The 22,980-nt window shown below is 60.7% G+C and carries 17 protein-coding genes; 12 read left to right on the top strand and 5 right to left on the bottom strand.

The annotated features are described in order from the left end of the window. The coding region (locus BEN48_RS11740) for an Ig-like domain repeat protein (protein WP_125932603.1) at positions 1–1,983 on the top strand (1,983 nt) is incomplete at its 5' end. A gap of 102 nt (positions 1,984–2,085) precedes the next feature. Here the strand turns inward: BEN48_RS11740 and BEN48_RS11735 are convergent. The 5 genes from BEN48_RS11735 to BEN48_RS11715 all read right to left on the bottom strand — a co-directional run bounded on the left by BEN48_RS11735 (position 2,086) and on the right by BEN48_RS11715 (position 10,464). Next, entirely contained in the window at positions 2,086–3,396 is a 1,311-nt protein-coding gene (locus BEN48_RS11735) for a M16 family metallopeptidase (RefSeq protein WP_070735108.1), read from the bottom strand. Positions 3,397–3,569: 173 nt separating this feature from the next. Further along, complete coding sequence (gene porV / locus BEN48_RS11730; RefSeq protein ID WP_070735105.1) at positions 3,570–4,793, bottom strand: type IX secretion system outer membrane channel protein PorV; 1,224 nt, start codon at positions 4,791–4,793, stop codon at positions 3,570–3,572. A 49-nt stretch (positions 4,794–4,842) separates the two neighbouring features. Next, entirely contained in the window at positions 4,843–8,883 is a 4,041-nt protein-coding gene (gene porU, locus BEN48_RS11725; protein ID WP_083321012.1) for a type IX secretion system sortase PorU, read from the bottom strand. Between the two features lie 132 nt (positions 8,884–9,015). Then, entirely contained in the window at positions 9,016–9,711 is a 696-nt protein-coding gene (locus tag BEN48_RS11720; RefSeq protein WP_070735101.1) for a CDP-alcohol phosphatidyltransferase family protein, read from the bottom strand. A 111-nt stretch (positions 9,712–9,822) separates the two neighbouring features. After that, positions 9,823–10,464 carry an MBL fold metallo-hydrolase gene (locus tag BEN48_RS11715; RefSeq protein ID WP_070735099.1) on the bottom strand — a complete coding sequence of 214 codons (642 nt, stop codon included), beginning with the start codon at positions 10,462–10,464 and terminating at the stop codon, positions 9,823–9,825. A 205-nt stretch (positions 10,465–10,669) separates the two neighbouring features. Here BEN48_RS11715 and BEN48_RS11710 point away from each other — a divergent pair, with 205 nt between their 5' ends. From BEN48_RS11710 to BEN48_RS11660, 11 genes are all read left to right on the top strand, one after another. Then, complete coding sequence (locus BEN48_RS11710; protein WP_070735097.1) at positions 10,670–11,746, top strand: NAD(P)/FAD-dependent oxidoreductase; 1,077 nt, start codon at positions 10,670–10,672, stop codon at positions 11,744–11,746. 195 nt (positions 11,747–11,941) lie between these two features. After that, positions 11,942–15,205 carry a PD40 domain-containing protein gene (locus BEN48_RS11705; protein ID WP_083321011.1) on the top strand — a complete coding sequence of 1,088 codons (3,264 nt, stop codon included), beginning with the start codon at positions 11,942–11,944 and terminating at the stop codon, positions 15,203–15,205. 153 nt (positions 15,206–15,358) lie between these two features. Continuing rightward, complete coding sequence (locus tag BEN48_RS11700) at positions 15,359–16,060, top strand: heme exporter protein CcmB (protein WP_241502258.1); 702 nt, start codon at positions 15,359–15,361, stop codon at positions 16,058–16,060. A 30-nt stretch (positions 16,061–16,090) separates the two neighbouring features. After that, the gene (ccsA, locus tag BEN48_RS11695; protein ID WP_083321010.1) at positions 16,091–16,846 is read left to right on the top strand and encodes a cytochrome c biogenesis protein CcsA; all 756 of its coding nucleotides are present in this window, start codon (positions 16,091–16,093) and stop codon (positions 16,844–16,846) included. Further along, positions 16,836–17,069: a CcmD family protein gene (locus BEN48_RS11690; protein ID WP_070735095.1), complete on the top strand. Its 234-nt coding sequence runs from the start codon at positions 16,836–16,838 to the stop codon at positions 17,067–17,069. Before ccsA (BEN48_RS11695) ends, BEN48_RS11690 begins: the two co-directional genes overlap by 11 nt. 91 nt (positions 17,070–17,160) lie before the next feature. Next, entirely contained in the window at positions 17,161–17,589 is a 429-nt protein-coding gene (locus BEN48_RS11685; RefSeq protein WP_035559234.1) for a cytochrome c maturation protein CcmE domain-containing protein, read from the top strand. Positions 17,590–18,044: 455 nt separating this feature from the next. Continuing rightward, entirely contained in the window at positions 18,045–18,470 is a 426-nt protein-coding gene (locus BEN48_RS11680; RefSeq protein WP_070735093.1) for a nucleotidyltransferase substrate binding protein, read from the top strand. A 2-nt stretch (positions 18,471–18,472) separates the two neighbouring features. Beyond that, positions 18,473–18,802 carry a nucleotidyltransferase family protein gene (locus BEN48_RS11675; RefSeq protein ID WP_070735092.1) on the top strand — a complete coding sequence of 110 codons (330 nt, stop codon included), beginning with the start codon at positions 18,473–18,475 and terminating at the stop codon, positions 18,800–18,802. Positions 18,803–18,816: 14 nt separating this feature from the next. Then, complete coding sequence (gene ccsA / locus BEN48_RS11670) at positions 18,817–21,408, top strand: cytochrome c biogenesis protein CcsA (RefSeq protein ID WP_070735090.1); 2,592 nt, start codon at positions 18,817–18,819, stop codon at positions 21,406–21,408. A gap of 133 nt (positions 21,409–21,541) precedes the next feature. Continuing rightward, entirely contained in the window at positions 21,542–22,336 is a 795-nt protein-coding gene (locus BEN48_RS11665; protein ID WP_070735087.1) for a Rossmann-like and DUF2520 domain-containing protein, read from the top strand. Positions 22,337–22,405: 69 nt separating this feature from the next. Next, on the top strand, positions 22,406–22,741 hold the full coding sequence (locus BEN48_RS11660) for a 2Fe-2S iron-sulfur cluster-binding protein (protein ID WP_070735085.1): 336 nt from the start codon (positions 22,406–22,408) through the stop codon (positions 22,739–22,741). The last annotated feature ends 239 nt before the right edge of the window (positions 22,742–22,980 follow it).

The following is a 22,980-nucleotide window of genomic DNA, read 5'->3' as shown; positions in this document are numbered from 1 at the left end:
GACACCAAGCGCGTGGGCACGGGCAAGACGGTGACGGCCACGGTGGCCATCAACGCCCCGAACGCCACCACCAACGTGGACGCCGGCAACTACTCGCTGGCCAACGTTAACGCCTCGGCCACCAACGCGGCCTCCTACATCACGGCTCGCGCACTGGTGGTAGCCGCTACGGGTATCAACAAGGTGTACGACGGCCTAACTACCGCCACGGTGAACTTGTCCGACAACCGCGTGAGCGGCGACGTGCTGACCACGGCCTATACCACGGCTACTTTTGCTAATGCTGATGCTGAAACAAACAAAGTTGTTTCAGTAAATGTCATCAGCATCAGCGGCGATGACGCCGGCAACTACACGGCCAACACGAGCGCCATGACCACGGCCACCATCACTCCGAATAATTCCGTGAAAGTGACGTACACCGGAGCCGTATATTCCTCTACGAGCGCAATCAATTCATCTAAGGCAACCGTAACGCTTAGCGCAACGGTGCAGGATATGATACTGGGTTCTGCCGGGGACATCAGAACGGCAACCGTGGGTTTCTACATTGTAGAAACAAGCAAATACTCGAATGGGGAGACTACCCAGTATTTACCTGTGGGCCTTGTCAATTTCAATTCTAACGACTTGAAGAATGGAACTGCAACGTTCAACTGGACTGCTGACATTGGTAGTGCTGACTCCAAACAGTTTACGGTAAAGACCGTCGTCAACGGTAACTACTCCTACACTGGTAGTGAGGCTAACACAGTTATCACCGTATCTAAGCCCTTGGATAGCTTCGTAACAGGTGGTGGTTACATTGTGATACCGACTATACAATCCGGAGCGCAATCCGGAATGACGGCATCAGCAGGAAAGTACGCTGCAGATGGGGGAAGCAAGGCCAACTTTGGTTTCAATATCAAGTACAACAAGTCTGGCACTAACCTGCAAGGAAACATCAACACCATCATTCGGCGCACTAAAATGGACCAAGACCCCACTGGTGCTCCAGGTGTTCTAGTGCCGGTTGTACACGTCTACCAAATTAAAGGCAACGTGATGTCGTCTCTTGCCGTGCAAGCAGCAACTGCCTCCTCTCCTGATGCAAAGGCAACCTTTAATGGGCAAGCCAACATTCAGGATATCACGACCGGGACCTCAGAATCAGTTGAGGGCAACGCCTCGCTGCAGGTAACCATGACCGATAAAGGCGAGCCGGGCACCAGCGACGGAATTAGCATCACAGTTTGGCATAAAGATGGAGGCCTGCTCTTCGCCAGCGACTGGTCCGGGTCAATCACGAAGGAAGACGTGTTAGCCAAAGGGAACTTGGTGGTTCGCGGCGGCAGCTATAACTCCGGCACGAAGGCCATCACGACCACATCGGTCGTTTCGTCTTCGACTAATAACACATCGACTTTAGGCAGTGTAGTAACTTTCACAGCCAAGGTAGCCAGCCAGACTACGGGAACCCCAACGGGTACCGTTTCATTCCTGGAGGGAAACACGGTTCTGGGCAATATGCCTTTGAATACCACTGCTACCACCACTACTCCTGCTGGTAGTGTCACCTTCACCACATCGGCGCTTTCTTTGGGTACCCACACCATTACAGTGGTTTACTCGGGAGATGTTAAGTTTGCTTCAAGCACTACAACGATAACTCAAGAGGTGACTGGCGCTTCTGCCCGTAGTGTGCTGGCTGCGACTACCACCAGCACATCTAAGGTTGCCAACAACCTCCTCGAGGTATACCCCAACCCCATGGCAGTAAATGCCACCATCCACTTCCACACGGAGAAGGGCGGCAAGGCTCAGGTGTACCTCTACGACCAGCTTGGCCGACTCGTCTCGACGCTTTACAACGCCGAAGTGCAAAGCGGCCAGGAGTACTACGTACCCTTCAACCGTGAGCTGCTGGCCGATGGCGTGTACTTCTGCCGCCTCATCTCCAACGGCAAGGTGGAAAACCAGCGGATTAACATCGTGCGGTAATCCTCAAACTGCTGACACAAAAAAGACGCCTGGAAATTCCAGGCGTCTTTTTTATGCGGTGGGGCCAGTCACTGGCCATCCGTTTCGCGTGTGTTTGGTAGTTTAAGCCCTTGGTGTTGGCATTGGGACCGGGCCGGCAATCACGACTTGCAGCTGCTCTGGGGACAAGTACTGACGGGCCAGTTCGCGGAGGGTTTCCGCATCGGTGGCTTCGGTTTGCTGCACGAAGTCGGTATAGTACTGGGCGGGCAGGCCCATAAAAATCAGGTTCTTGTACTTGTCGCACTGCTCAAACACCGTGGACAGTTCGTTGGCGAACTTGCCCAGTATGTAGTTCTTCACCGCTTCCAGCTCCTCGGCCGGAATCAGCTCCTCCTGCAAGCGGCGCATTTCCATTTCAATCTCGCTCACGGCGAAGTCCCCGCTTTCCCCTTTCACATCGGTGCCGATAACGAGCGTGGTGCCGTACTCACGCGGAGCCACGCTGGCGTAGATGCCATAGGTCAGGCCCTTGTCTTCGCGGATGTTGCGCATGAGGCGCGAGCCAAAATAGCCGCCAAACACGTTCACCAGCAGCCGCAGGCGGTGGGTATCGGGGTGCGTGAGGCCCGGCCAGCCGCGGCCCATGCGCACCGACGCCTGCAGGCTCCCGGCCACGGCCAGGTGGTCTGGGGCACCCGCGGTGGCTTCAATGGCCACCGGGGTGGGCAGTGCAGCTGTGGGAGCTGCGCCCGCCGTCGATGCGGCGGGGGTGCTGAAGGTGGCAGCTACCAGTTCCTGCTCGGCGGCCACGTCGCCACACAAAAACACTTCGGCGTTGTCGAGCGTGTACGCCGCTTGGTGAAACGCCCGGGCGTCGGCACTGGTCACGGCCTGGTAGGCCTCGCTGTCGAAGGGCCGGCCGTAGGGCGTATCGGACCCAAACAGCAGCTCATTGAACCGCTCCGAGGCCAGGTAGCTGGTTTTCTGGCGCTCCACGCGCACGTTCTGGATGGTGCGGGTTTTGAGCTGCTCCAGCTCCGCTTCGGGAAAAGCCGGATTGGCCAACACATCGGCCACCAGGGGCAGCAGCGTGGGCAGGTACCGGGTGAGGCAGTACAGCGTGAGCGTGGAGCGGTCGAAACCCGAATCACACTCCAGCGAGGCGCCGTAGAAGGCCACTTCATCGGCTATCTGGCGGGCGGTGCGGGTGGTGGTACCCTCCAGCAGCATCCGCGCCGTGATGGAAGCCACGCCCGGCTGGGACTCGGCTACTTTGCCGGCCCGGAGCACCACCTGCAGACGCACCACGGGCTGGGCGGCATTGGCCAGCACGTGCAGGCGGGCGCCGCTGGGAAGCGAAAGCACAGTGGCCGCGGGCAAGGTGACACGGGCCAGCGGCTGAACAGGGGGAGCGACGGTACGGTCGAGCATTTAGAAAAAAGGAGTTGGTCAGGAAGGAAATGAAAAAGCAGAACGTCATGCTGAGCGCAGCCGAGCATCTCTACCGCAATAGTAAAATTGATTACTTGCACGGTAAAGATGCTTCGGCTGCGCTCAGCATGACGTTCTGTACTCGATGCGCTACCGCATCAACTCAGCACAGCTTAGTTAGAGGGTGCGCCGCTGGTACCGCCGGCCCCGTTCTCGTTAAACGCGTCGGCTAGCTTGTTGAGGTTGAAGTGCAGCGAAACCCGGATGGTCTGGGCCAGGGGGTTGTTCTTGGAGCCATCGCCGGTGGGCACCAGGTAGGTGCCGTCGATGCCGAACACCTGGTAGCGCACGCCCAGGCCCAGGCTCACGTACTGGCGGTCGCCTTTGTCGGGAGCTTCGTAGAAATAGCCGCCGCGCGCATACAGCAGGTCGTTGTAGTTGTACTCGAGGCCGGTAGAGAGGTTGATTTCGCGCAGCTCTTCTTTGAAGCCGCCGGGGGCATCGCCGAAGGAGGTAAACAGGGCCTTCACCAGCGGTTGGTCGTTGCGGCTCCGGTTTTCGGCCACCACCCTGGGGTCATTGGCCGGCACGCCTTCCTCGTAGTACGGCGAGGGCACCAACAGCTTGCTGGCGTCGAACACGAGGGTGATTTTGTTGAACTGGTCAATCTCGCGCGTAATGGCGGTACCCAGTTTCAGCGTGGTGGGCAGGAAGCTGGGGTTGTTGGGGTCGGTGTAGGTAATCTTGTTACCGATGTTGGTGATGGAAGCGCCCAGGGCCAGGTTGTAGAGGCCGGTGCCCACGCTCAGGTCCTTGTTGTAGTACGCGCCCAGGTCAACGGCCGCGGCGTTGCCGGGTTGGGCGTCGTTGCCGTTGATAGCCCCCACCAGGTTGGAGCGGATGTAGCGGGCCGATACGCCCACCCCGAAATTATCGGTCAGGGCCTGGCCGTAGGAAAGCGCGAAGGCGTATTCCTTGGGGCTGAAGCTACCAAAAGGCAGGTTGTTGGGGGTACGGTAGTCAATGGTGCCCAGGTCGAAGTACATCAACGAGGCCCCGATGGCCGAGCGCTGCCCCACCTTGCCGTAGCCCGACAAGTAGGAAATGCTCATGTCGTCGGTGATGTTGCGCAGCCACGGCGAGTACGACGCCGCCACCGAGTACTTATAGGGCACAAAGCCCAGCTTGCCCGGGTTGAAGTACGACGCGTTGGCATCGGGCGAGGTGGCCACGCCCGCATCGCCCAGCGCCGACGAGCGGGCATCGGGGGCGAGCGTAAGGATGGGCACCGCCGTGGTGATGGTGGCTTGATTCTGGTTTTGGGCCTGGGCCGTGGCCGCGAAGGCCAGCAAACCGCCCAGCATGGCCAGACGCGAACGAGAAAATTGTGCGTGCATAGGAGAGAGAAAGTGAGCCAGGTGCGGCCCGGACGCAAATAAAAGCGGATTAATTGAGGATGACGAGTTTTTCGTACTTCGAGGCCGTGGTGCCCTTCAGCTGAGAACGCACGCTGAGGCGATAGACGTATACGCCACGGGCCAGTTGGTCGTTAAATTCATCGCGGCCGTTCCAGGTAATGCTTCGCTGATGGGGCTCGGTGCTGGAAACAGTTGCGATGAGGGTACGGACCAAATGACCGGCGATGGTGAAAATCTGTACTTGTACGTCCAGGTTGTCTACTTCGCCGCCCGCCTGGTTGTGGTCAAAGAAGAACGTAGTAGAGTTAGCAAACGGATTGGGGTAGTTCAAAACGTGGTCGAGGGCCAGCTTCTCGTTTTTGGCCACAATGAACTCCAGTTCCCGCTCAGCCGAGTTGTTATACGTGTCCCAGGCCTTGAGGCGCAACGAATGCGGGCCCGTGGCCAAGTCCTTAAACAGGTTGTCTACGCGGCCCGAGCGGAAGTCGCCCACGCTGGCCACGTAGCTGTCGTTGAGCACGATGAGCTTGGTGGGGTCGTTGTCCAGCACCAGCGTGATATCGTGCCCGATGCCCGTGCCCGTCGTGTTGATGCCGCTGTCGTCGCTGAGCTTCGCCAGCAGGGTGGTTTCCTGCCCGGTAAGGCCACCAAACGCAAACGACTCGTTGTCCATAAACAAGCTGATGAGCGGCGGAATGGTGTCCTGCGGCACATTGGCCGCGGCCCCGCCCACTGCCTTCAGCTGGTAGCCCTGCGCGTCAATGCGGGTAGTGCCATCGAAGGCATACAGGCTGATTTTGCCCAGGCCGGCGTTGTAGTTAATGTCTTTGGGCACCACAAACGTGAGGTTGAACTCGCCGTTCTTCACCTCGGCCTGCCCGCCGTAAATGACGTTTTCCTGAATGGACACCGGCCGCGGAGCGTCGGCGGAGCCAGTCTGGCCATTGGCCTCGTTGCCCAAGGTCATCACCGTGGTGGGCTTGTCGTAGATGGTGACCTGCGCCCGGCCGTTGAAGGTGGAGTTGGCGGCACCGTTGTTTAGCAGGCGGCCTTTGAGGCGCACGCGGGCCAGGGCCTGCAGCGCGGGGGCGGGCTGCCATTTGCCGGCCACCCGCTCGTTCACGCTGTCCAGCACCACGGTTTGCTTGGGGTAGGCCAGGGTCATGCTGGGGTCGGCCAGCAGCACGTAGTTGCGGTTGTTGATGATGCCCGGCTGCCCGGCGCCGGGGTAGTCGTTCTTGCTCAGCATGATGATGGTGCCCATGTTGGGCATCTTGCCGTTCACGGGCCGCAGCACGCGGTTGAAGTACGACTGGTTCAGGCCGGCATTCAGGCCCGCATCTACCACGCGGGTGGTGGTAAACAAGCCAACGGCGCCCCCGGTGGGGTTGTCGGTGAGCGACTGCTCGCCCGCCGAGGTAAAATCCGGGTTGTCGTAGGTGCTGAAATCGCAGGTGCCGGTGGTGAAGAACGTGAAGTTATTGGGGTTGCGCAGCGCCATCACCGACTCATTGGTCAGCACTTGCTCATCGGTCCAGCCCTTGGGGCCGCCGTGGCCCAGGTAGTTCACTATCAAGGAGCCCTGCTCCACGGATTGGTCGATGGCCCGGCTCGCCTCGGGAGAGCGCTGCCCGGCGGCCACCACCAGCTGCGGGTACAAATCCAGGTACACCTTATGCAAATTATACACCGGGGAGCTGGCCTGCAGGCTCTGGGAAATCAACTCCGAGCCCTGACCCACAAACAAGTCGCCGTTGCCGTCGTCCGACACCAGCGTAATGCGGTTGCGCCACTTGCCCAGGGCCGGCGCGCTGTCGTAGCTAATGATTTTATCTACCACCACTCTGGCCTGGTCGGCGTTGGTGCGCTGGCCCTTGGGCGCCCGCACCGGCAGGCGGCCCACGCCAATGTCAAGCAGCTCGGTGCCGGGCCGAAGCTCGTCCCACTCGCCCTCGTTGTCGTCGAGCAGAGCATAGTAATCGTCTGAGGAGTAGCTGGCTTGCCCGTATGCGCCGCCATAGAAAGGCGCCAGCGACTCGCGCGACTCGTAAGTGGGCACGTAGTTCTGGTTCAGGGCATTGAAGTCGGGGTCCGTCCGGAACGGCGTCCGGTCTTTCCACCACGCCGGCTGAAAATCCTTGTTGTTGAAAGGGTCCGACTTGTAGTCGAAGGAGGCGTCGCCGAATAGCAGCAACTGCAGCTGCCGGCCGGCCGGGGCCCGCTCATACAGCTGTTTCATCAGGTCGCGGATGGCCGTCACGTCCTGCCCGCCCGAGGCGTATTCGTTGTACACTTCCGTGGTGGTCACCACGGCCACCCGCAGGTTGTCGTGGCTGATGCGGTGGTTGGCCAGCCGCAGCGCCTGCGCCTTAAAAATGGGGTGCGTCACAATCACCAGGTCCAGCAGCGCGCTGGTGTTGCCGTTGAGGGCGTGCAGGTCCTGGTTTTCTACCTTGCCAAATTCGCGGGGCTTGTTGAAGTTGCCGTTCGGCAAAAAGGCCACGTACTCGCGCAGGGTATCGGCCGTTGCCACAAAGCTGCCGGTGCTGCCGCTCAGGGCCAGGGGCCGGGCTACGGGCAGGCGCGGGTTGGTCACGTCCCACACCACCGCGCCGGTCGCGTTGGCCAGCTCGTAGCGGTTGCGGGCCAGCGGGGCAATGTTGGCCAGGGAGCGAAACTCCAGCTGCGCACTGCTCAGCCGCAGCTGCCGCAGGGCGTTAATTTCCAGATAGTCGAGGTAGCCACTGGCCTGGCCGTCGCTGCTCGCGTAGGTCAGGCCCACCTTCAGGTCGGTGCCCGGGTTGGCCGGGGCCAGCTGCCGGGTGGCAATGCTCACCGTGCCAATGGCGCCAAACTCGTAGAGCGGCCGGCTTTCCAGGCCCTGGCTTCCCAAGGGCGCCCCGTTGAGCGTAAGCTGAAAAGAGCTGGGAGCCGCAGATATGGCTACCACCGAAGAAGTTACCCGAATAGGCGCCCCGGGCACCAGGTCGGGAATGTTGCCAAAGGTAAAATCCCGCGATGTGTTCAGCCCAAACTTCTCCCCCACCCAGTTGCGGCCCGACCCGCTCAGCGTCGACGCCGTGTGCATCAGGTTTACCAGGTCGTGCTCGTAAAAGTCGCGGTAGTTGAAGGAGGTAACTGCTGCCGTGGTGGGCGTGGCCGGCACGGCGGCTGCCGTGGGCACCCGCCGGCCCACCGTGTTGTTCACCGTCACGAAGTAAAAGGTGGTGTCGGTGTAGATGTTGTTGCGGTGCTGAAACAAACCGCCCTTGGCTTCCCAGGTGTGGGCACCGGGCGAGTAAAACAGCAGGTATTCGTTGTCGTTGAATACATTGTCGCCGTTGCTGCCCACCAGCAGCAGGTTGTTCTCCACCAGGTCGTCGGGGCGCGGCACGGCATTGGCCTGGGGCAAAATGCCCATGGCGTTGCCGTACACGTGCAGGTTGTTGGGGTTCACCCCGTCCAAGTTGGGCCGTTTCAGGATGCGGGTCAGCGCCTCTTTGTCGAGCTTGTAGATGCCGCTTTCGGCCACGCCCATCTTGTACCACTCGCCGGTGGCCAGCACCGAGCGCGGGGCATAGGTGCGGGCGGCGGTGCCACGGGCCGCGCTGGCGCCGGGCGTGTAATTGTAATCAAAGGAGACGAGGCGCTCGGGCTGGCCGGTTTGAGGGTTGCGGCGCACGGGGCGCAGGCTCAGGTGCGTCACGGCCTGCTTCATCTCTATGCCAGTGCGCAGCTGAGGCTCCGGACCGGCCGGCAGTTTGCTCACGTCGAACAGCTTGGCATCGGCCGCCGGGAAGGCCTCGTACACCAGATTCACCAGTTCGCCCTGGGTCACGGAGCCAGTCAGGCGCGTGCTAAACCAGCCCACCTGGTCGTCCAGGGCCTGATGGGCTTCGTTGAAGGTGGGCACTTTTTGCTTGCGCGCGCCCAAAGTGGGCACCTCGGCGTAGCCGCCCCACCGGATAACGCCATGCGCCGTGGCCGCACCACCCGATTGGGCCCGCACCGGTGCAATGCCCCCCCATATCAATCCCGCAAGAGCAACGAAGAGAAAAAGAGGACGCATACGCAAGTATATTATTGTCAGCAGGCTTGGTAGCTGGTGGTCGGGCAACAGTACCGGAAAGCATCCGGTTCACCCGTCCTGGCTTCTCAACAACCAAATAATGTAATTATTGTAGCTGTTGAGACCGAGAATTTAGCGGGCAGCGGTTTTTGGCACCGATAGCAGCACGTAGAGCAGCACCACCAGCGGCACGGCGGCAGCTTTCAGCACCAGCACCAACCCTACGGCCAGCAGCAAAAACATAAACCGGCGCCGGTTATCGGCCCAGCGCAGATTCTTGAATTTCAAAGCAAACAAAGGCAGCTCCGCCACCAACAAGCCCGACAGCAGCACCGTGAGACCCAGCAGCAGCCACGGGTTGAGAATAAAGTCCGACAGGCCGAACTGGTCGTAGGCCAGAATGAGCGGCAGCGAAGCTACTACCAGCGTACAGGCCGGAGTAGGCAGGCCAATAAAGGAGGTAGTCTGCCGGGTGTCGTTGTTGAATTTGGCCAGGCGCAGGGCCGAGAATATGCTCACCAGGAAGCCAACGTAGGGCACCCATTCCGGCAGGCCACCGGACTTCACGCTGCGCGTCAGCAGCTCAAAGAAAATGGCGCCCGGCACCACCCCAAACGATACCATGTCGGCCAGCGAATCCAGGTCTTTGCCAATGGCGGAAGATACGCGCAACGCCCTGGCCACCAAGCCATCCAGAAAGTCAGCAACGGCGGCCACGGCCACGAAATAGGCGCCAATCTCCAGCTTCCCGGCAAAAATATTGGTCAGCGCCAGGCAGCCGCACAAGAGGTTGAGGCAGGTAACGGCGTTGGGCAGGTGTTTTTTCAAAGGAGAAGGAAAGAATGAGTTAACGAAGGTACGGGCGTGGTATGCTGTACGCAGGTGCCGGTTTTTTACCTCATTACCACTCAAAATTACTAAAATCGGGCCTGCCGCAACTTAGTTCAGGAAGGGGTTGCTGCGGCGCTCCTCCCCAATGGTAGTGGCCGGGCCGTGGCCGGGGTATACCACCGTGGCATCGGGCAGGGTCATCAATTCGGTTTCGATGCTGCGCAGGAGCGTGGCGTGGTTGCCGCCGGGCAGGTCGGTGCGCCCAATGCTGCGCTGAAACAGCACGTCGCCGCCAATAACGGTTGCCGTGGGCTGGTGGTAGAACACCACGTGGCCCGGCGCGTGGCCCGGCGCAAAGCGCACCTCCAGCGCAGTCTCGCCGATGTGCACGGGCTGGCCGGCCACCAGCTCCCCGGTGGGCTCGGCGGGCTGGTACTGCGGGAAGCCGTAGCTGCCGGCGTACGTGGGCACGGCCCGCAGCGTGGCCAGGTCCAAGGGGTGCAGCAGGAACGGCGTGCCCGGCCACGTATTGAGCACAAACTGGTTGCCCAGCACGTGGTCGATGTGGGCATGGGTATTCAACAGTAGCTTAACCTGCAGGTTGTTAGATTCGATGTATTCGCGCAGCGACTGCTGCTCGGCGGGCGAGTAGCAGCCGGGGTCCACAATGGCGCACTGCCGGGTGGCCTCGTCAATCAGCAGGTAAGTATTTTCGGAGAAGGCGTTGAAGGTAAATCCGGCGACAGTCATAGTAAAGCAGCGTGTGGGAGCAGTACGGCAAAGTACGGCACAAAGGGAGTGTTGAGTTTTAAGGCGTGAATGTTGAGTGGAAAGTCAACCGGTCGTATAAATTTTTACCGCTGGTTCTTCTCATTCCTGTTCCAAAAGCCGTTTCTACTGGTCACTCAACATTGAAACCTCAAATCTCACCATTTCTTATTCTACCTTGCCACTCATGACAGACTGTGATTTCCTGGTGGTGGGCCACGGCATAGCGGGCGCCACGCTGGCGTATGTGCTGCGCGAGCGGGGCCACCGCGTGCTGGTGTACGACCCCGGCCAGCACAACTCGGCCTCCAATGTGGCGGCGGGCCTCATGAACCCCGTGGCTGGCAAGCGCTTCGCCCTGACGTGGCGTGCGGCCGAACTGCTACCGTTTGCCACCGCGTTTTACCGGGAGCTGGGGCAGCGCTACGGCCAAGCTTTTTTCACCGAGACTCCCATCTTCAAGCTTTTCTCATCGCTTGAAGAGCAGAACGCGATACTGGCCCGTAGCGCCGACCATCCCTGGGAGGGGTTTATGGCCGGCCTCGCCACCGCCGACCCCGATTTGGCGGGCGTACACGCGCCGTTTGGAGGGGCGTGGCTGCGCGGCGGGGGCCACGTGGCCGTGCGCCAGCTGCTGGCCGCGCTGGCCGCCGAAGGCACCCGCGACGGCTGGCTGCGGCGCGAAACTTTTGACTGGACGCGGCTCGCTACGGCCACCACCGGGGCAGTTTATGCCGGGCAGGTGCGGGCCCGCCACGTGGTGTGCTGCGAAGGCGCGGTGGCCGCGCACAACCCGTATTTTAGCTGGCTGCCCCTCACCCCTAACAAGGGCGAGGTGCTGGATGTGACGTGCGCGGGCCTGAGCACGGCGCAGGTCCTCAACCGGGGGGCCTACGTGGTGCCGGTGGAAGCCGAGCGGTTTCGGGTGGGCGCTACGTACCGGTGGCCGCCATTTACCGAGGGCCCCACGGCAGTGGGGCGCGAAGAGCTGGCGGCGCGGCTGGCGGTGCTCACCGACCTGCCCTTTGCCGTGGTGGACCAGCAGGCCGGCGTGCGGCCGGCCGTGCGCGACCGGCGGCCGCTGGTGGGGCCGCACCCCACCGTGCCGTGCCTAAGCTTTTGCGGGGGCTACGGGTCCAAGGGCGTGATGCTGGCCCCCCGGCTGGCATCCCTCCTGGCCGACTGCCTGGAAGGGCACGGCGAAATGTGGCCCGATGCCAGCTTGCAGCGCTACAACGCCTTGCAGCCGGCCAACGTAATTTGAGTGTTATCTATACGCTGCCGCTAGTGCCGTTCCCTATTTGCCAGCTTGAATCTCAGGCTGTAACAATTCCGTTCTAAACGCCTTTATTTCAGTACTCTCCGGATACCGTTCCGGCTGATTTATTTTTTGCACGGGAATTGCAAAAATTCAAGCGTTTCGGAGGACTAATTTTCGTCTTTGCTCGTTGGCACTACTATGACCATTTCATTATTCGCGAAGCGCACGCTGGGAGCTCTGGCGTTGCTGATGCCGTTCCTGCTCTCCCCCACGGCGCGCGCCCAAACCGCCCAGGAGCCTTTTGGGCGGGTGCGCATTCAGTACAAGCAGTTCGACTGGCAGCAGCTCAGCACCCAGAACTTTAATGTGATGTACTACGAGGGCGGCCAGGGTAGCGCGCGCCGGGCCGCCGAGTACGCGGAGAAGGAGCTGCAGCGCATCACGGCGCTGATTGGCTACTACCCCTACTCTAAGACCACCCTGCTGTTCTACAACTCGGTGGGCGACCTGCGGCAAAGCAACATCGGCCTCACGGCCACCCAGCAGCAGATAAACGGCGGCGAAACCCCGCTGGCCCGCATGAGCAAGGTGCAAATTGCCTTCGCCGGCCAGGAAACTGAGTTCAAGCGCGAGTTGAGTACCCAGATTACCGAGGTGCTGCTGAACGATATGATGTACGGCGGCTCGCTGAAGGAAGTGCTGCAGAGCAGCTACCTGCTGCAGCTGCCCGACTGGTTTATTGGCGGCGCCTCGGCCTATGCCGCCGAGGGCTGGAGCGTGGACATGGACGGCTACATGCGCGACATGAGCAAGCAGCACCCCACCGGAGCCCGCACCGCGCCGTTCTTTTTGCGCAGCCCCACGCTGGCCGGCCAGAGCATCTGGAACTACGTGGCCGAGCGCTACGGCTACACCACCATCCAGAACATCCTCAACCTTACGCGCATTACCCGCGACGTCGAAGTGGGCATCAGCTCCTCCCTGAACGTACCCTATAAGGTATTCCTGAAAGACTGGCTGACCTACTACCGCGACCTCAACGGCCAGCCCGTGGCCACGCTGGTCGAGCCGGACAAGAAATTTCGTCAGAGTGGCCGCAACCGCCATTCCGACGTGTTTTCGCAGCCAGTGATGAGCCCCAACGGCCAAATGGTGGCTTATGCCCAGAACGAGCAGGGCCGCTACCGCGTGATGGTGATGAACCGCGACGGCTCGCGCCGCCGCATCCTGAGCCGCGGCGGTCACAAAACACCCGACCAGCAGGTAGAAACCCGCTTGCCCGTGCTGGCCTGGCGCGGCAACTCCCAAGTGGCAGTGGCCGAAATGAGCCGCGGCGAAATGGTGCTGCGCCTGCGCGATGCCGATGGGCGGGGCCTGGTGCAACGGGCCCGCGAAGCCATTCGATTTTCGCGGCCGGCTTCGCTGTTTGAGAACTACGACCAGATTCTGAGCATGAGCTATTCACCCGATGGCAAGTCCTTGGTGTTTAGTGCCGTGCGCGACGGTCAGAACGACATTTACCTGCTACGGGCAGGCAGCCGCAAGGCCGAGCAGCTCACCAGCGACTTGTTCGACGACGTGCAGCCGGTGTTCCTGCCCAGCGGCCAGGGCCTGGTGTTCAGCTCCAACCGCTACCTCGATTCTACTGGCCGGGCACGCCCCGCCACGTTCCAGAACGTGGTGAACAACTACGACCTGTTTGTGTACCACCTCGACGGACGGGCCATTCCGGTGGAAACGCTGGTGAGCACCATTTCGAACGAGACGCGGCCCCGCGCCATTTCCGACGATGAAATTCTGTACCTGGGCGAGGAGAGCGGCGTGCGGGCCCTGTACCGCTACTCGCTCAAAACCAAAGAGCGCACCCTGCTCACCAACTGGCTGCCCAACACGCAGGACTTCGACTACAGCGCCCAAACCTCGGCGCTGGTGTTTGTGGCGCCGGCCCAGGCCCGCGACATCCTGTATGTGTACCCCACCTTCCCGCTGACCACGCCGCTGCCCCTCACCAAAACAGCCCGCCAGCAGACCCTGGAAAACCGTTCGGCGCCACCAAAGGCGGCGGCCCCCAAGCCAGTCCCGGCCGCGGTGCCTGTGGCCGTGACAGTCTCCGACACTGTGGCCCGAACTGCCGCAGCCATGCCTCCCTCCGACTCCACGCGCACGGTGCCAGCTTCCACCAGGGCCACCGGCACGGTAAATACCAGCGACTACCAGTTTGAGGAAGACGAGCCTGTGCAGGCGGCTCCTGCCAAGCGGCGCCGCACGGCCGCTGCCGACACCAAAACCGCAACCCCTACCGCGGCGGCGAGCATCTCGGGGCCGTTTCGGTACGACACGCGCTTCATGGCCGACAACGTGTCGACCGCCGTTTACGTGGACCCGCTGCTGGGCCTGGGCCTGCAGTTTAAAGCTGCCCTCACCGACGTGCTCGAAAACCAGCGCATTGATGCCAGCTTGTTTGGCTTGTTTGACTTGCGCACCAGCAACATCCGGGCGTCCTACACCAACCTGACCAACCGCTACGACTGGGGCGTGGGCTACCAGAAGCAGGCCTACTTCTTCGACATCAACGGCGGGCGCTACCGTTACGGCCGCCACGAAGTAGCGCCCACCATTGCCTACCCGCTCACTCACAACCTGAGCGTGCGCGGCGGGCCGCGCTACGTCAATATTTCGCGCACCCGGCTGGGCGATGTGTCGACGGAAGACGATGCCAACTATAACTACATCGGCTCCAGCGGCGAGTTGGTGTTCGACAATAGTGTGGTTACCGGCGTGAATATGGTGTCGGGCACCCGCCTGAAAGCCAGCTTGCAGAGCCAGAACAGCTTGGACGACAAGTCCCTCAGCTTCAGCAAACTGGTGCTGGATTTCCGGCACTACCAGAAACTAGCCCGCTCGATAGTATGGGCCAACCGGGCCAGCTACGGTCAGTTTTTTGGGAGGCGCCAGCAGGTATTCCGCATCGGCGGCATGGACGACTGGCTGAACGCCGGTTACGAAGGCAGCCGCTTCCTGACCGATTACACCGCGCCCGACCAGGTTTTCAACCAGGAGTTTGTTACCAACCTGCGCGGCTTCGACTACGGCGCCCGCAGCGGCTCGCGCTACGTGCTGCTGAATAGCGAGCTGCGCGTTCCCATTGTGCAGTATTTCGCCCGCAAGCCCATCTATTCCGGCTTCTTCCGCAACCTGCAGCTCACCGGCTTCGTGGATGCCGGCACGGCCTACCGCGGCTCCACGCCATTGTCCGAAGACAACCCCGAGCAGAGAGTACCGGCAGGGGGCTTTTTCTCGGCCACGGTCATCAACTTCCGCAACCCCCTGCTGGTGGGCTACGGCGTGGGGGCGCGCACCACGCTGCTGGGTTTCTACGGCAAGGTGGATGTGGCCTGGGGCGAGCAGAACTTCGAAACCAAGGGCCCGAAGTTCTATTTCACCCTGGGTTACGATTTCTAGGGAGCAGAGAAAAACCAAGAGAACGTCATGCTGAGCGAAATCGAAGCATCCCTACTGCAGCAGTAAACGAATTGCTTGCGCGGTAGAGATGCTTCGGCAAGCTCAGCATGACGTTCTTTTTTCGTGGCTGCTTGGCGGGGTTCGGGCGTATCTTTGCGGCCCGAAACCGAACCCCTGCCCGTGCCGCTGCTCCGTGAAATCACTACGCTACTAGCCAAAGACTTCCGCCTCGAATGGCGGCAGAAGTCGGCGCTGGGCGGGTTGCTGCTCTACGTGGGCAGCACGGTGTTTGTGTGTTTTCTAAGCTTTAGCCTGCGCGGCGGCCAGCCCCCGGCTCCGGCCTGGAACGCGCTGCTGTGGGTCATTCTGCTGTTTGCGGCCATCAATGCCGTGGCGAAGGGCTTTATGCAGGAAAGCCCCGGCCAGCGCCTCTACTACTACACGCTGGTACGGCCCCAGGCCATTATCCTGGCCAAGATGCTCTACAACGCGCTGCTGCTGATGGCGGTGGCACTACTGGGCTTGTTCCTTTACACCGTTTTCCTCGGCAATCCCATTCAGGATGCGCCGCTGTTTGTGGCCAATCTGCTGCTGGGCGCCGTGGGCTTTGCCACCACGCTCACGCTGGTGTCGGGCATAGCGGCCAAGGCCGGTGGCAACGGTGCTACCCTCATGGCCGTGCTCGGCTTCCCCGTGATGGTGCCCATGCTGCTGCTGCTCATTAAGGTGAGCAAAAACGCCCTGGACGGACTGGACCGTAGCGTGAGCCACCAGTCCCTGCTCACGCTGCTGGCGCTGAACATGCTGGTGGGCGCATTATCTTATGTATTGTTTCCTTACCTGTGGCGCGGGTAGCCCGTGGCTCCTTGTGCGTAGCTTTTCGATATGACGAGTGCAAAAATTATTGGCAGTGTGCTGGGGTTGGTTTTCACCGTGGCGGGCGTGTGGGGCGGCCAGCGCCTCATTGAGCAGCGCGGCCCGGGCCTGTTCTGGAAAGGCCTGACGGTGCTGCTGCTGGTGGGTGGCTCGGCGGCCGGTCTGCTCATCAATGTGCCGCCCCTGCCCATCGTGAACGAAAGCATTCGGAACCTGTTTTTCCACGTGCCCATGTGGTTTTCCATGATAATGGTGCTCCTGGTGTCGGTGTGGTACTCCATTCAATACCTGCGCAATCCTTCGGCCCGGCTCGATATTCTGGCCCACGAGTCGGCCAAAACCGGCATCGTGCTGGGTATGCTGGGACTGGCCACGGGCAGCCTGTGGGCCAAGTTCACCTGGGGCGCGTGGTGGACGCCCGACCCGCGCCTGAATGGCGCGGCCGTGGCTATGCTCATCTACGGCGCTTACCTGGTGCTGCGCGGCTCCTTCCGCGACGACCAGCAGCGGGCCCGCGTGTCGGCCATCTACAACATCTTCGCGTTTGCGGCCGTCATTCCGCTGCTCTTTATTCTGCCGCGCCTGAGTGGTCCGTCGCTGCACCCCGGCCAAACCGGCAACCCCGGCTTCAGCCAGTATGACCTCGACGATACCATGCGCAAGCTGTTTTATCCGGTCGTCATCGGCTGGATTTTATTTGCCTTCTGGCTCACCCAGGTTAGCAGCCGCTTTGCTTTCCTGCAATCTAAACAAGATGAAAACTAGCTACTTCCAGCGTCTGGCTGGCTTTTTCCTGTTGATGCTGCTATCCGCGACCACGGCTCTGGCGCAGTCGGCCGAGGCCCCCGAAATGGCCGATGCCTTGCGGGCCAACGGCAAAATATACGTGGTGGCGGCCGTGGTGGGCCTCATTGTGGCCGGCCTGCTGCTCTACCTCATCACCCTCGACCGGAAGGTGAGCAAATTAGAACGCGAAATAAACAAGTAGTCGGGCACCTGCCCCCCGCCCGCGCTGTTGGGTTATCACGAATCTCACCGCCGCGCACCGGTAATCCGCTAACTTTTATTAACTTAGTTACATGAAGAAGTCGCACCTTTTCGTCATGGCCATTATTGCGGTGGCCGCCGCTATCATCCTCAGCACCACGGCCGATGCCAGCGTGTACGTGGGCTTTGGCGAGGCCCGGCAGCGGGCTGCCGAGGGCAACGCCACCAAAGTTCACGTGGTGGGCAAGCTCCTGCGCGATGGCCAGCAGCGCCCCATCGACCTGGAGTACGACCCCATGACGGACCCCAACTACTTCGCCTTTACGCTGGTAGATACGCTACAGGTGGCGCAGCGTGTGGTGTACAACAACCCCAAGCCCCAGGATTTCGATGCCTCCGAGCAGGTGGTGATTACCGGCAACATGCGCGGCAAGGTATTCATGGCCGATAAAATCCTGCTGAAGTGCCCCAGCAAATACGTGAAGAAGGACCTGGACGGGGCCACGGCTTCGGTGAAGTAGCTGTTGGTAGCCCAGCTGCTGGTAAGCATTAAAGAAAAAGGAAACCACCGTTCGCCGCTGGCGCGGCACGCTTTCTCAATTACCGCTGGCAGCTTTCGCCTCCTCCATTCCGGCGCAGACGGCCAACGATAACACTGAAATCCGCCCACCACTGAAGCTGCAATAAGTGGCTCCCCCGGTCCGATAGCAGCACCGCGCCAGTACATGTGCCCCCCGCCAGCTACCCCATCAAACCCCATTTTTCAGTAATCAGCAGCAACCCTGCCGATGGGCGGGTGTTGTTGTTCCGGCAGCTCACTAACCTTCCCCCTATCGGCACACGTGTGGCAGGAGGGCAGAAATAGAAAGGCCTGCCATTGAAATCTTCTGTCATCTGTCTCACGGCTACTTTTTCACCAACAAGTTGTTATTAGTGCTGCCGCCCCAATCGCCGCTGCGGTAAATTTGCCTCTTCAATGACTGCACTCGATACTTCACTGCTTACCCGCTGTGCCCTGGCCCTTGAACAGGGCTTGGTGCTGCTGCAGGAAACTTCGCCCGATTCGGTTGCTTACGAGTTGTACCGCTCGGCTTGTGTAAAGGAGTTTGAAATCATTATAGAACAAGCTGGCAAGCTGCTCAAAAAGGCACTTCGTCCTTACTATGCCACTCCCCGACACACAGAATTACTGGTGTACAAAGATATTTTCCGAGCGGCGGTCCAGCACGGACTACTTGATACTACTACCGGGGAGCGCTGGCTTCTGTACCGGGACAATCGCAATACGACGGCGCACGACTACGGTGTGGGATTTGCAGAAAAAACCATCAAGCTTTTGCCACAATTTGCTGTGGATGCCAAGGATTTAGCGGAACTGCTTCACGGTAAACCGCTGTATTAATCATGCTCGACCTTAATCCCCGCTACGTAGCGATGCTAGAAGAAATGCTGGCCAGGCACCTGCCCCCAGCTGTGGCCGTGTGGGCCTACGGCAGCCGCGTGAACGGCAACGCGCACGATGGCAGCGACCTGGACCTGGTGCTGCGCGGAGCTGACCTGCAGGAAATCCCGGCCGGCGTGCTCAGCCAACTACGCGAAGCCCTGACGGAGAGCAACCTGCCTATTTTTGTGGACGTGCACGATTGGGCACTGCTGCCCGCCAGCTTCCACCCCAGAATTTTGAACCGTTACGAAGTATTACGCCCCGGCTCGGCTGTGGCGCTGCCTGCCTGATTTACTTGTTGCTTATGAACCTATTGATTGGAAATATTGGCCATTTAAGCGTCATCGTGGCGTTTGCGGCGGCATTGGTGGCTGCCTACAGCTACTTCCAGGCCACGCGGGGCCGGGCGCTGGGCAACGATGACACCTCCTGGCTGCGCGTGGCACGTGGTGCTTTCTTTGTGCACGGCCTGGCTGTGTTCACCGTCATCGGGTGCTTGTTCAACATCATTCAGGCCCACCGCTACGAATACTATTACGCCTGGAGCCACAGCTCCAACCACCTGCCGGTGGAGTATATGATTTCCTGTTTCTGGGAAGGCCAGGAGGGCAGTTTCCTACTTTGGATATTCTGGCACGTGGTGCTGGGCCTGTTCATCATGCGCTTCAACCGCAAGTGGGAGGCTCCGGTGATGGCCATTTTCAGCGGCGTGCAGCTGTTTTTGGTGAGCATGATTCTCGGCATCGTGCTCGGCGATGTCAAGATTGGCTCGTCGCCGTTTATTCTGCTGCGCGACTTCCTGACCGACCTGCCGGTGTTCAAGCTGAACCCCGACTTCGTTCCCAAAGACGGCACCGGCCTCAACGCCCTGCTGCAGAACTACTGGATGGTGATTCACCCACCCACGCTGTTCCTGGGCTTTGCGCTCACGCTGGTGCCCTTCGCCTTCGCCATTGCCGGCCTCTGGAAGCGCGAGCTGACGGCTTGGGTAAAACCGGCGTTGCCCTGGACGCTCATTGGCGGCGGCGTGCTGGGCATTGGCGTGGTAATGGGCGCCTACTGGGCCTACGAAACCCTGAACTTCGGCGGCTACTGGAACTGGGACCCGGTGGAGAATGCCGTGTACATTCCCTGGTTGGTGCTGGTGGCTTCGCTACACGGCATGGTGTTGTGGCAGAAGCGCCGCACCGGCCTGCGCACCTCGTTTGCGCTCGTAATCGCCACCTTCGTGCTGATTCTCTACGCCACCTTCCTTACCCGGAGCGGGGTGCTGGGCAACGCCTCGGTGCACTCATTCACGGATTTGGGCCTGTCGGGGCAGCTGTTTATTTACATGGCCGTGTTCTCGGTGCTGGCCATTGCCCTGCTGGTGTACCGCTGGAAAGAAATTCCAATTTCCGAGAAAGAGCTAACCCTTTACAACCCCGAACTGTGGGTATTTGTGGGTGCCACGGTGCTGTGTCTGGGCGCTTTCCAGGTGCTGTTCACTACCAGTATTCCGGTTTACAACTCCTTTATGGGCTTGCTGGGCATTAAAACCAACGTGGCCCTGCCCGCCGACCAGATTGCCCACTATTCCAAGGCTCAGCTCTGGATGGGCGTGTTTGTGGCCCTGCTTTCGGGCCTGGCCCAAATCATGTGGTGGCAGCGCAACGACAAAACCACGCTGGTGAACTCCCTCACCGCGCCCACGCTGCTCACGCTGCTGGGCACGGCGCTGGTGGTGCTGCTGGTGCGCTATAATGGTCTCACCATTACGCCGGCCTACATCGTGCTCACGCTGGCGGGCCTGTTTGGGGTGCTGGCCAACTTCGGCACCATCTTCACCTTGCTGCGGCGGGGGGTGCGGCTGTCGGGCGGAGCGGTAGCCCACCTGGGCATTGCGCTGATGCTGCTGGGCATTCTGGCCTCCTCGGGCTATTCCAACATTATTTCACGCAACGTATCGGGCCTGCTCTACTCGCGCGAGTTTGACGAGTCGCTGAACCGCGACAACGTGCTGCTGTGGCGCAACGAAACCACCAAGATGCAGGGCTACGACCTCACCTACACCGGTCAGTTTTTCGACGTGCCCGGCGTGCCCGGCTACGTGGATAAGCAGTTCCTCTTCCGTACCGACGACGAGTACAAGGCGCTGGCCCGGGCACCCATCGTGGCTGGCGGCAAAACCTATTACAAGACCGGTGACACCGTAGAAATCCTGCCCGAAAACACCTACTACCGCATCAGTTACAAGGAGCGGGAAACGGGCAAAGAGTTTTCCCTCTACCCCCGGGCGCAGGTAAACGACGAGATGGGCGAAGGCGGCCTGCTGGCCTCGCCCGCCGTCAAGCAGTTCTTGACCCATGACATTTACTCGCACGTGAGCTCCGTGCTCGACCCCCGCAAGGAGAAGCAGTGGAGCGAGGAAAAGGACCACGTGCTGGCCGTGGGCGACACCATTTTCCTCAACGACTACTTTGCTGTGTTCCGCGCCATTGAGCCGGCCCACGAAACCGCCGGCCTCAACCTGCAGAAAGGCGACCTCGCCCTGCAGGCCGACATGATAGTGCACGGCGAGAAGCGCCAGTACCACGTGCACCCCGTGTTTGTGGTGCGCAACCGCCTGGTGGGCCGCGTGCCCGACGAAGTAGACGACCTCGGTGTCCGCCTGAGCCTCACCAATATTGACCCCACGGCCGGCAAGTTCACCTTCGCCGTGAGCACCACCCAGAAAGACTATGTCATTCTGAAAGCCATGGAAAAGCCCTTCATCAACCTGCTCTGGAGCGGTACGCTGCTCATGACCTTCGGCTTTGGGCTGAGCGTGTGGCAGCGTGGACGCAAGGGCGGCTCTCCAGCGGTAGCCGACGCTCCGGCCTTGGTGCGGGCAGAACGCCCACAGTCGGTAAGCTAGCCACCTGTACTTGGTTTCAAAGGCCGCTTCAATCAGTGAAGCGGCCTTTTTTACGCCGTGCAGGAGCGTATTCCCAGAGTTGGCAGTCCCCACGGTCATTCGGCCAGTACCGCGCCGTAATTTTCCCGTCTTCATGCAGCTTTCCGCAACCATTTCACTTCGCGTTGGGATACTCGGCGCGGGCCGCGTGGCCAGCCAGCTCGGCCCGGCGTTGGCCACAGCCGGCCACGAAGTGGTTTTTGTGTGGAACCGCACCGCGCCAGCGGCCAAAACCCTGGCCGCGCAGCTGCCCGGCGCGCGGGCCCTGGCCAGCTTATCGGCCCCGTTGCCCGCTGCCGACGTGTACCTGCTGGCCGTGCCCGATGCCGCCGTGGCCCCGCTGCTGGCCCGCACCACCTGGCCCCTCGATGCAGTGGTGGCGCACCTGGCCGGCGCCCTGCCCCTGTCTGTATTTGACGTGCAGCCCACGGTGCGCGGCGGCGTTTTTTACCCGCTCCAGACCTTCAGCCCCGGCCGCGCCATCGATTGGCCGGCGGTGCCGCTTTGCATAGAAGCCGCCGATGCCGCCGGGGAAGCCCTGCTGCTGGGTCTGGCCCACAGCCTCAGCCAGCACGTGCGGCTGCTCGACTCGGCCCAGCGGCTCAAGCTGCACGTGGCCGCAGTGTTTGCCAACAATTTCACCAACCACCTGTTGGGCATTGCTGATGCCCTGCTGGCCGAAGCCAACCTGCCGGCCGAGCTGCTGGCCCCGCTGGTGCGCGAAACGGTAGATAAGGCCCTGGCCAGTCCGCCCTTTGCGGTGCAAACGGGGCCGGCCGCCCGGCGCGACGCCCCCACGCTGGCCGCTCACCAGGCGGCGCTGGCCCGGTATCCGGCGTGGCAGGCGCTATATGAGCAGCTCACCGCCAGCATTCAGGCCCAACTTTGATGCCCGGGCCGGGCGGAGTACCTTTGCGGCGGCAAACGCCGTGTTTTTTTCGCTTTTTCGTATCTCGTTTTGTCTGTTTCCGCCACTACCATCACCTTCCAACTCAGCGACGGCCAGCCGGCCCAGACCCATGTGGCGGCTCCCGGCGAGTCGGTCCTCGACGTGGCCCTCAACAACGGCATCCAGCTGCAGCACAACTGCGGCGGCGTGTGCGGTTGCAGCACCTGCCACGTCTACATCAACTCGGGCGGCGACGACCTGCCCGAAATCAGCGACAAGGAAGAAGACTTCATTGACCGCGCCGAGAACCCGCGCATCAACTCCCGCCTCGCCTGCCAGTGCGTGGTAGAAGCCGACATGCAGCTGGTAGTAACCGTGCCGCCGCAGCATTTCCTGGGGCACTAGTTTCTTAATTATGAGTTTTGAATTATGAGTTATGAGTTGTTCTCGCAACTACCTACGACTACATATTCAACTCATAACTCATAATTCAAAAACTCATAATTTTATTAAAATGAACCACTTTGAGCCGCCCATGCACTGGGCGACCACGAAGACATTGCCATGGCTCTCTACGAGAAGTTTGGCAGCGAATTCAACGAGGCTAAGATTTACCGCATCCGCTTCACCGACTTGATTGACTG

This window comes from Hymenobacter glacialis (assembly GCF_001816165.1).
Classification (GTDB): domain Bacteria; phylum Bacteroidota; class Bacteroidia; order Cytophagales; family Hymenobacteraceae; genus Hymenobacter; species Hymenobacter glacialis.
This window is presented reverse-complemented; position numbering and strand designations above follow the sequence as displayed.

Excerpts from the sequence above, each read along its gene's own strand:
- BEN48_RS11735 (WP_070735108.1), bottom strand. The coding sequence starts at position 3,396 with ATGCTCGACCGTACCGTCGCTCCCCCTGTTCAGCCGCTGGCCCGTGTC.
- porV (WP_070735105.1), bottom strand. The coding sequence starts at position 4,793 with ATGCACGCACAATTTTCTCGTTCGCGTCTGGCCATGCTGGGCGGTTTG.
- porU (WP_083321012.1), bottom strand. The coding sequence starts at position 8,883 with ATGCGTCCTCTTTTTCTCTTCGTTGCTCTTGCGGGATTGATATGGGGG.
- BEN48_RS11715 (WP_070735099.1), bottom strand. The coding sequence starts at position 10,464 with ATGACTGTCGCCGGATTTACCTTCAACGCCTTCTCCGAAAATACTTAC.
- BEN48_RS11710 (WP_070735097.1), top strand. The coding sequence starts at position 10,670 with ATGACAGACTGTGATTTCCTGGTGGTGGGCCACGGCATAGCGGGCGCC.
- BEN48_RS11705 (WP_083321011.1), top strand. The coding sequence starts at position 11,942 with ATGACCATTTCATTATTCGCGAAGCGCACGCTGGGAGCTCTGGCGTTG.
- ccsA (WP_083321010.1), top strand. The coding sequence starts at position 16,091 with ATGACGAGTGCAAAAATTATTGGCAGTGTGCTGGGGTTGGTTTTCACC.
- BEN48_RS11690 (WP_070735095.1), top strand. The coding sequence starts at position 16,836 with ATGAAAACTAGCTACTTCCAGCGTCTGGCTGGCTTTTTCCTGTTGATG.
- BEN48_RS11685 (WP_035559234.1), top strand. The coding sequence starts at position 17,161 with ATGAAGAAGTCGCACCTTTTCGTCATGGCCATTATTGCGGTGGCCGCC.
- BEN48_RS11680 (WP_070735093.1), top strand. The coding sequence starts at position 18,045 with ATGACTGCACTCGATACTTCACTGCTTACCCGCTGTGCCCTGGCCCTT.
- BEN48_RS11675 (WP_070735092.1), top strand. The coding sequence starts at position 18,473 with ATGCTCGACCTTAATCCCCGCTACGTAGCGATGCTAGAAGAAATGCTG.
- ccsA (WP_070735090.1), top strand. The coding sequence starts at position 18,817 with ATGAACCTATTGATTGGAAATATTGGCCATTTAAGCGTCATCGTGGCG.
- BEN48_RS11665 (WP_070735087.1), top strand. The coding sequence starts at position 21,542 with ATGCAGCTTTCCGCAACCATTTCACTTCGCGTTGGGATACTCGGCGCG.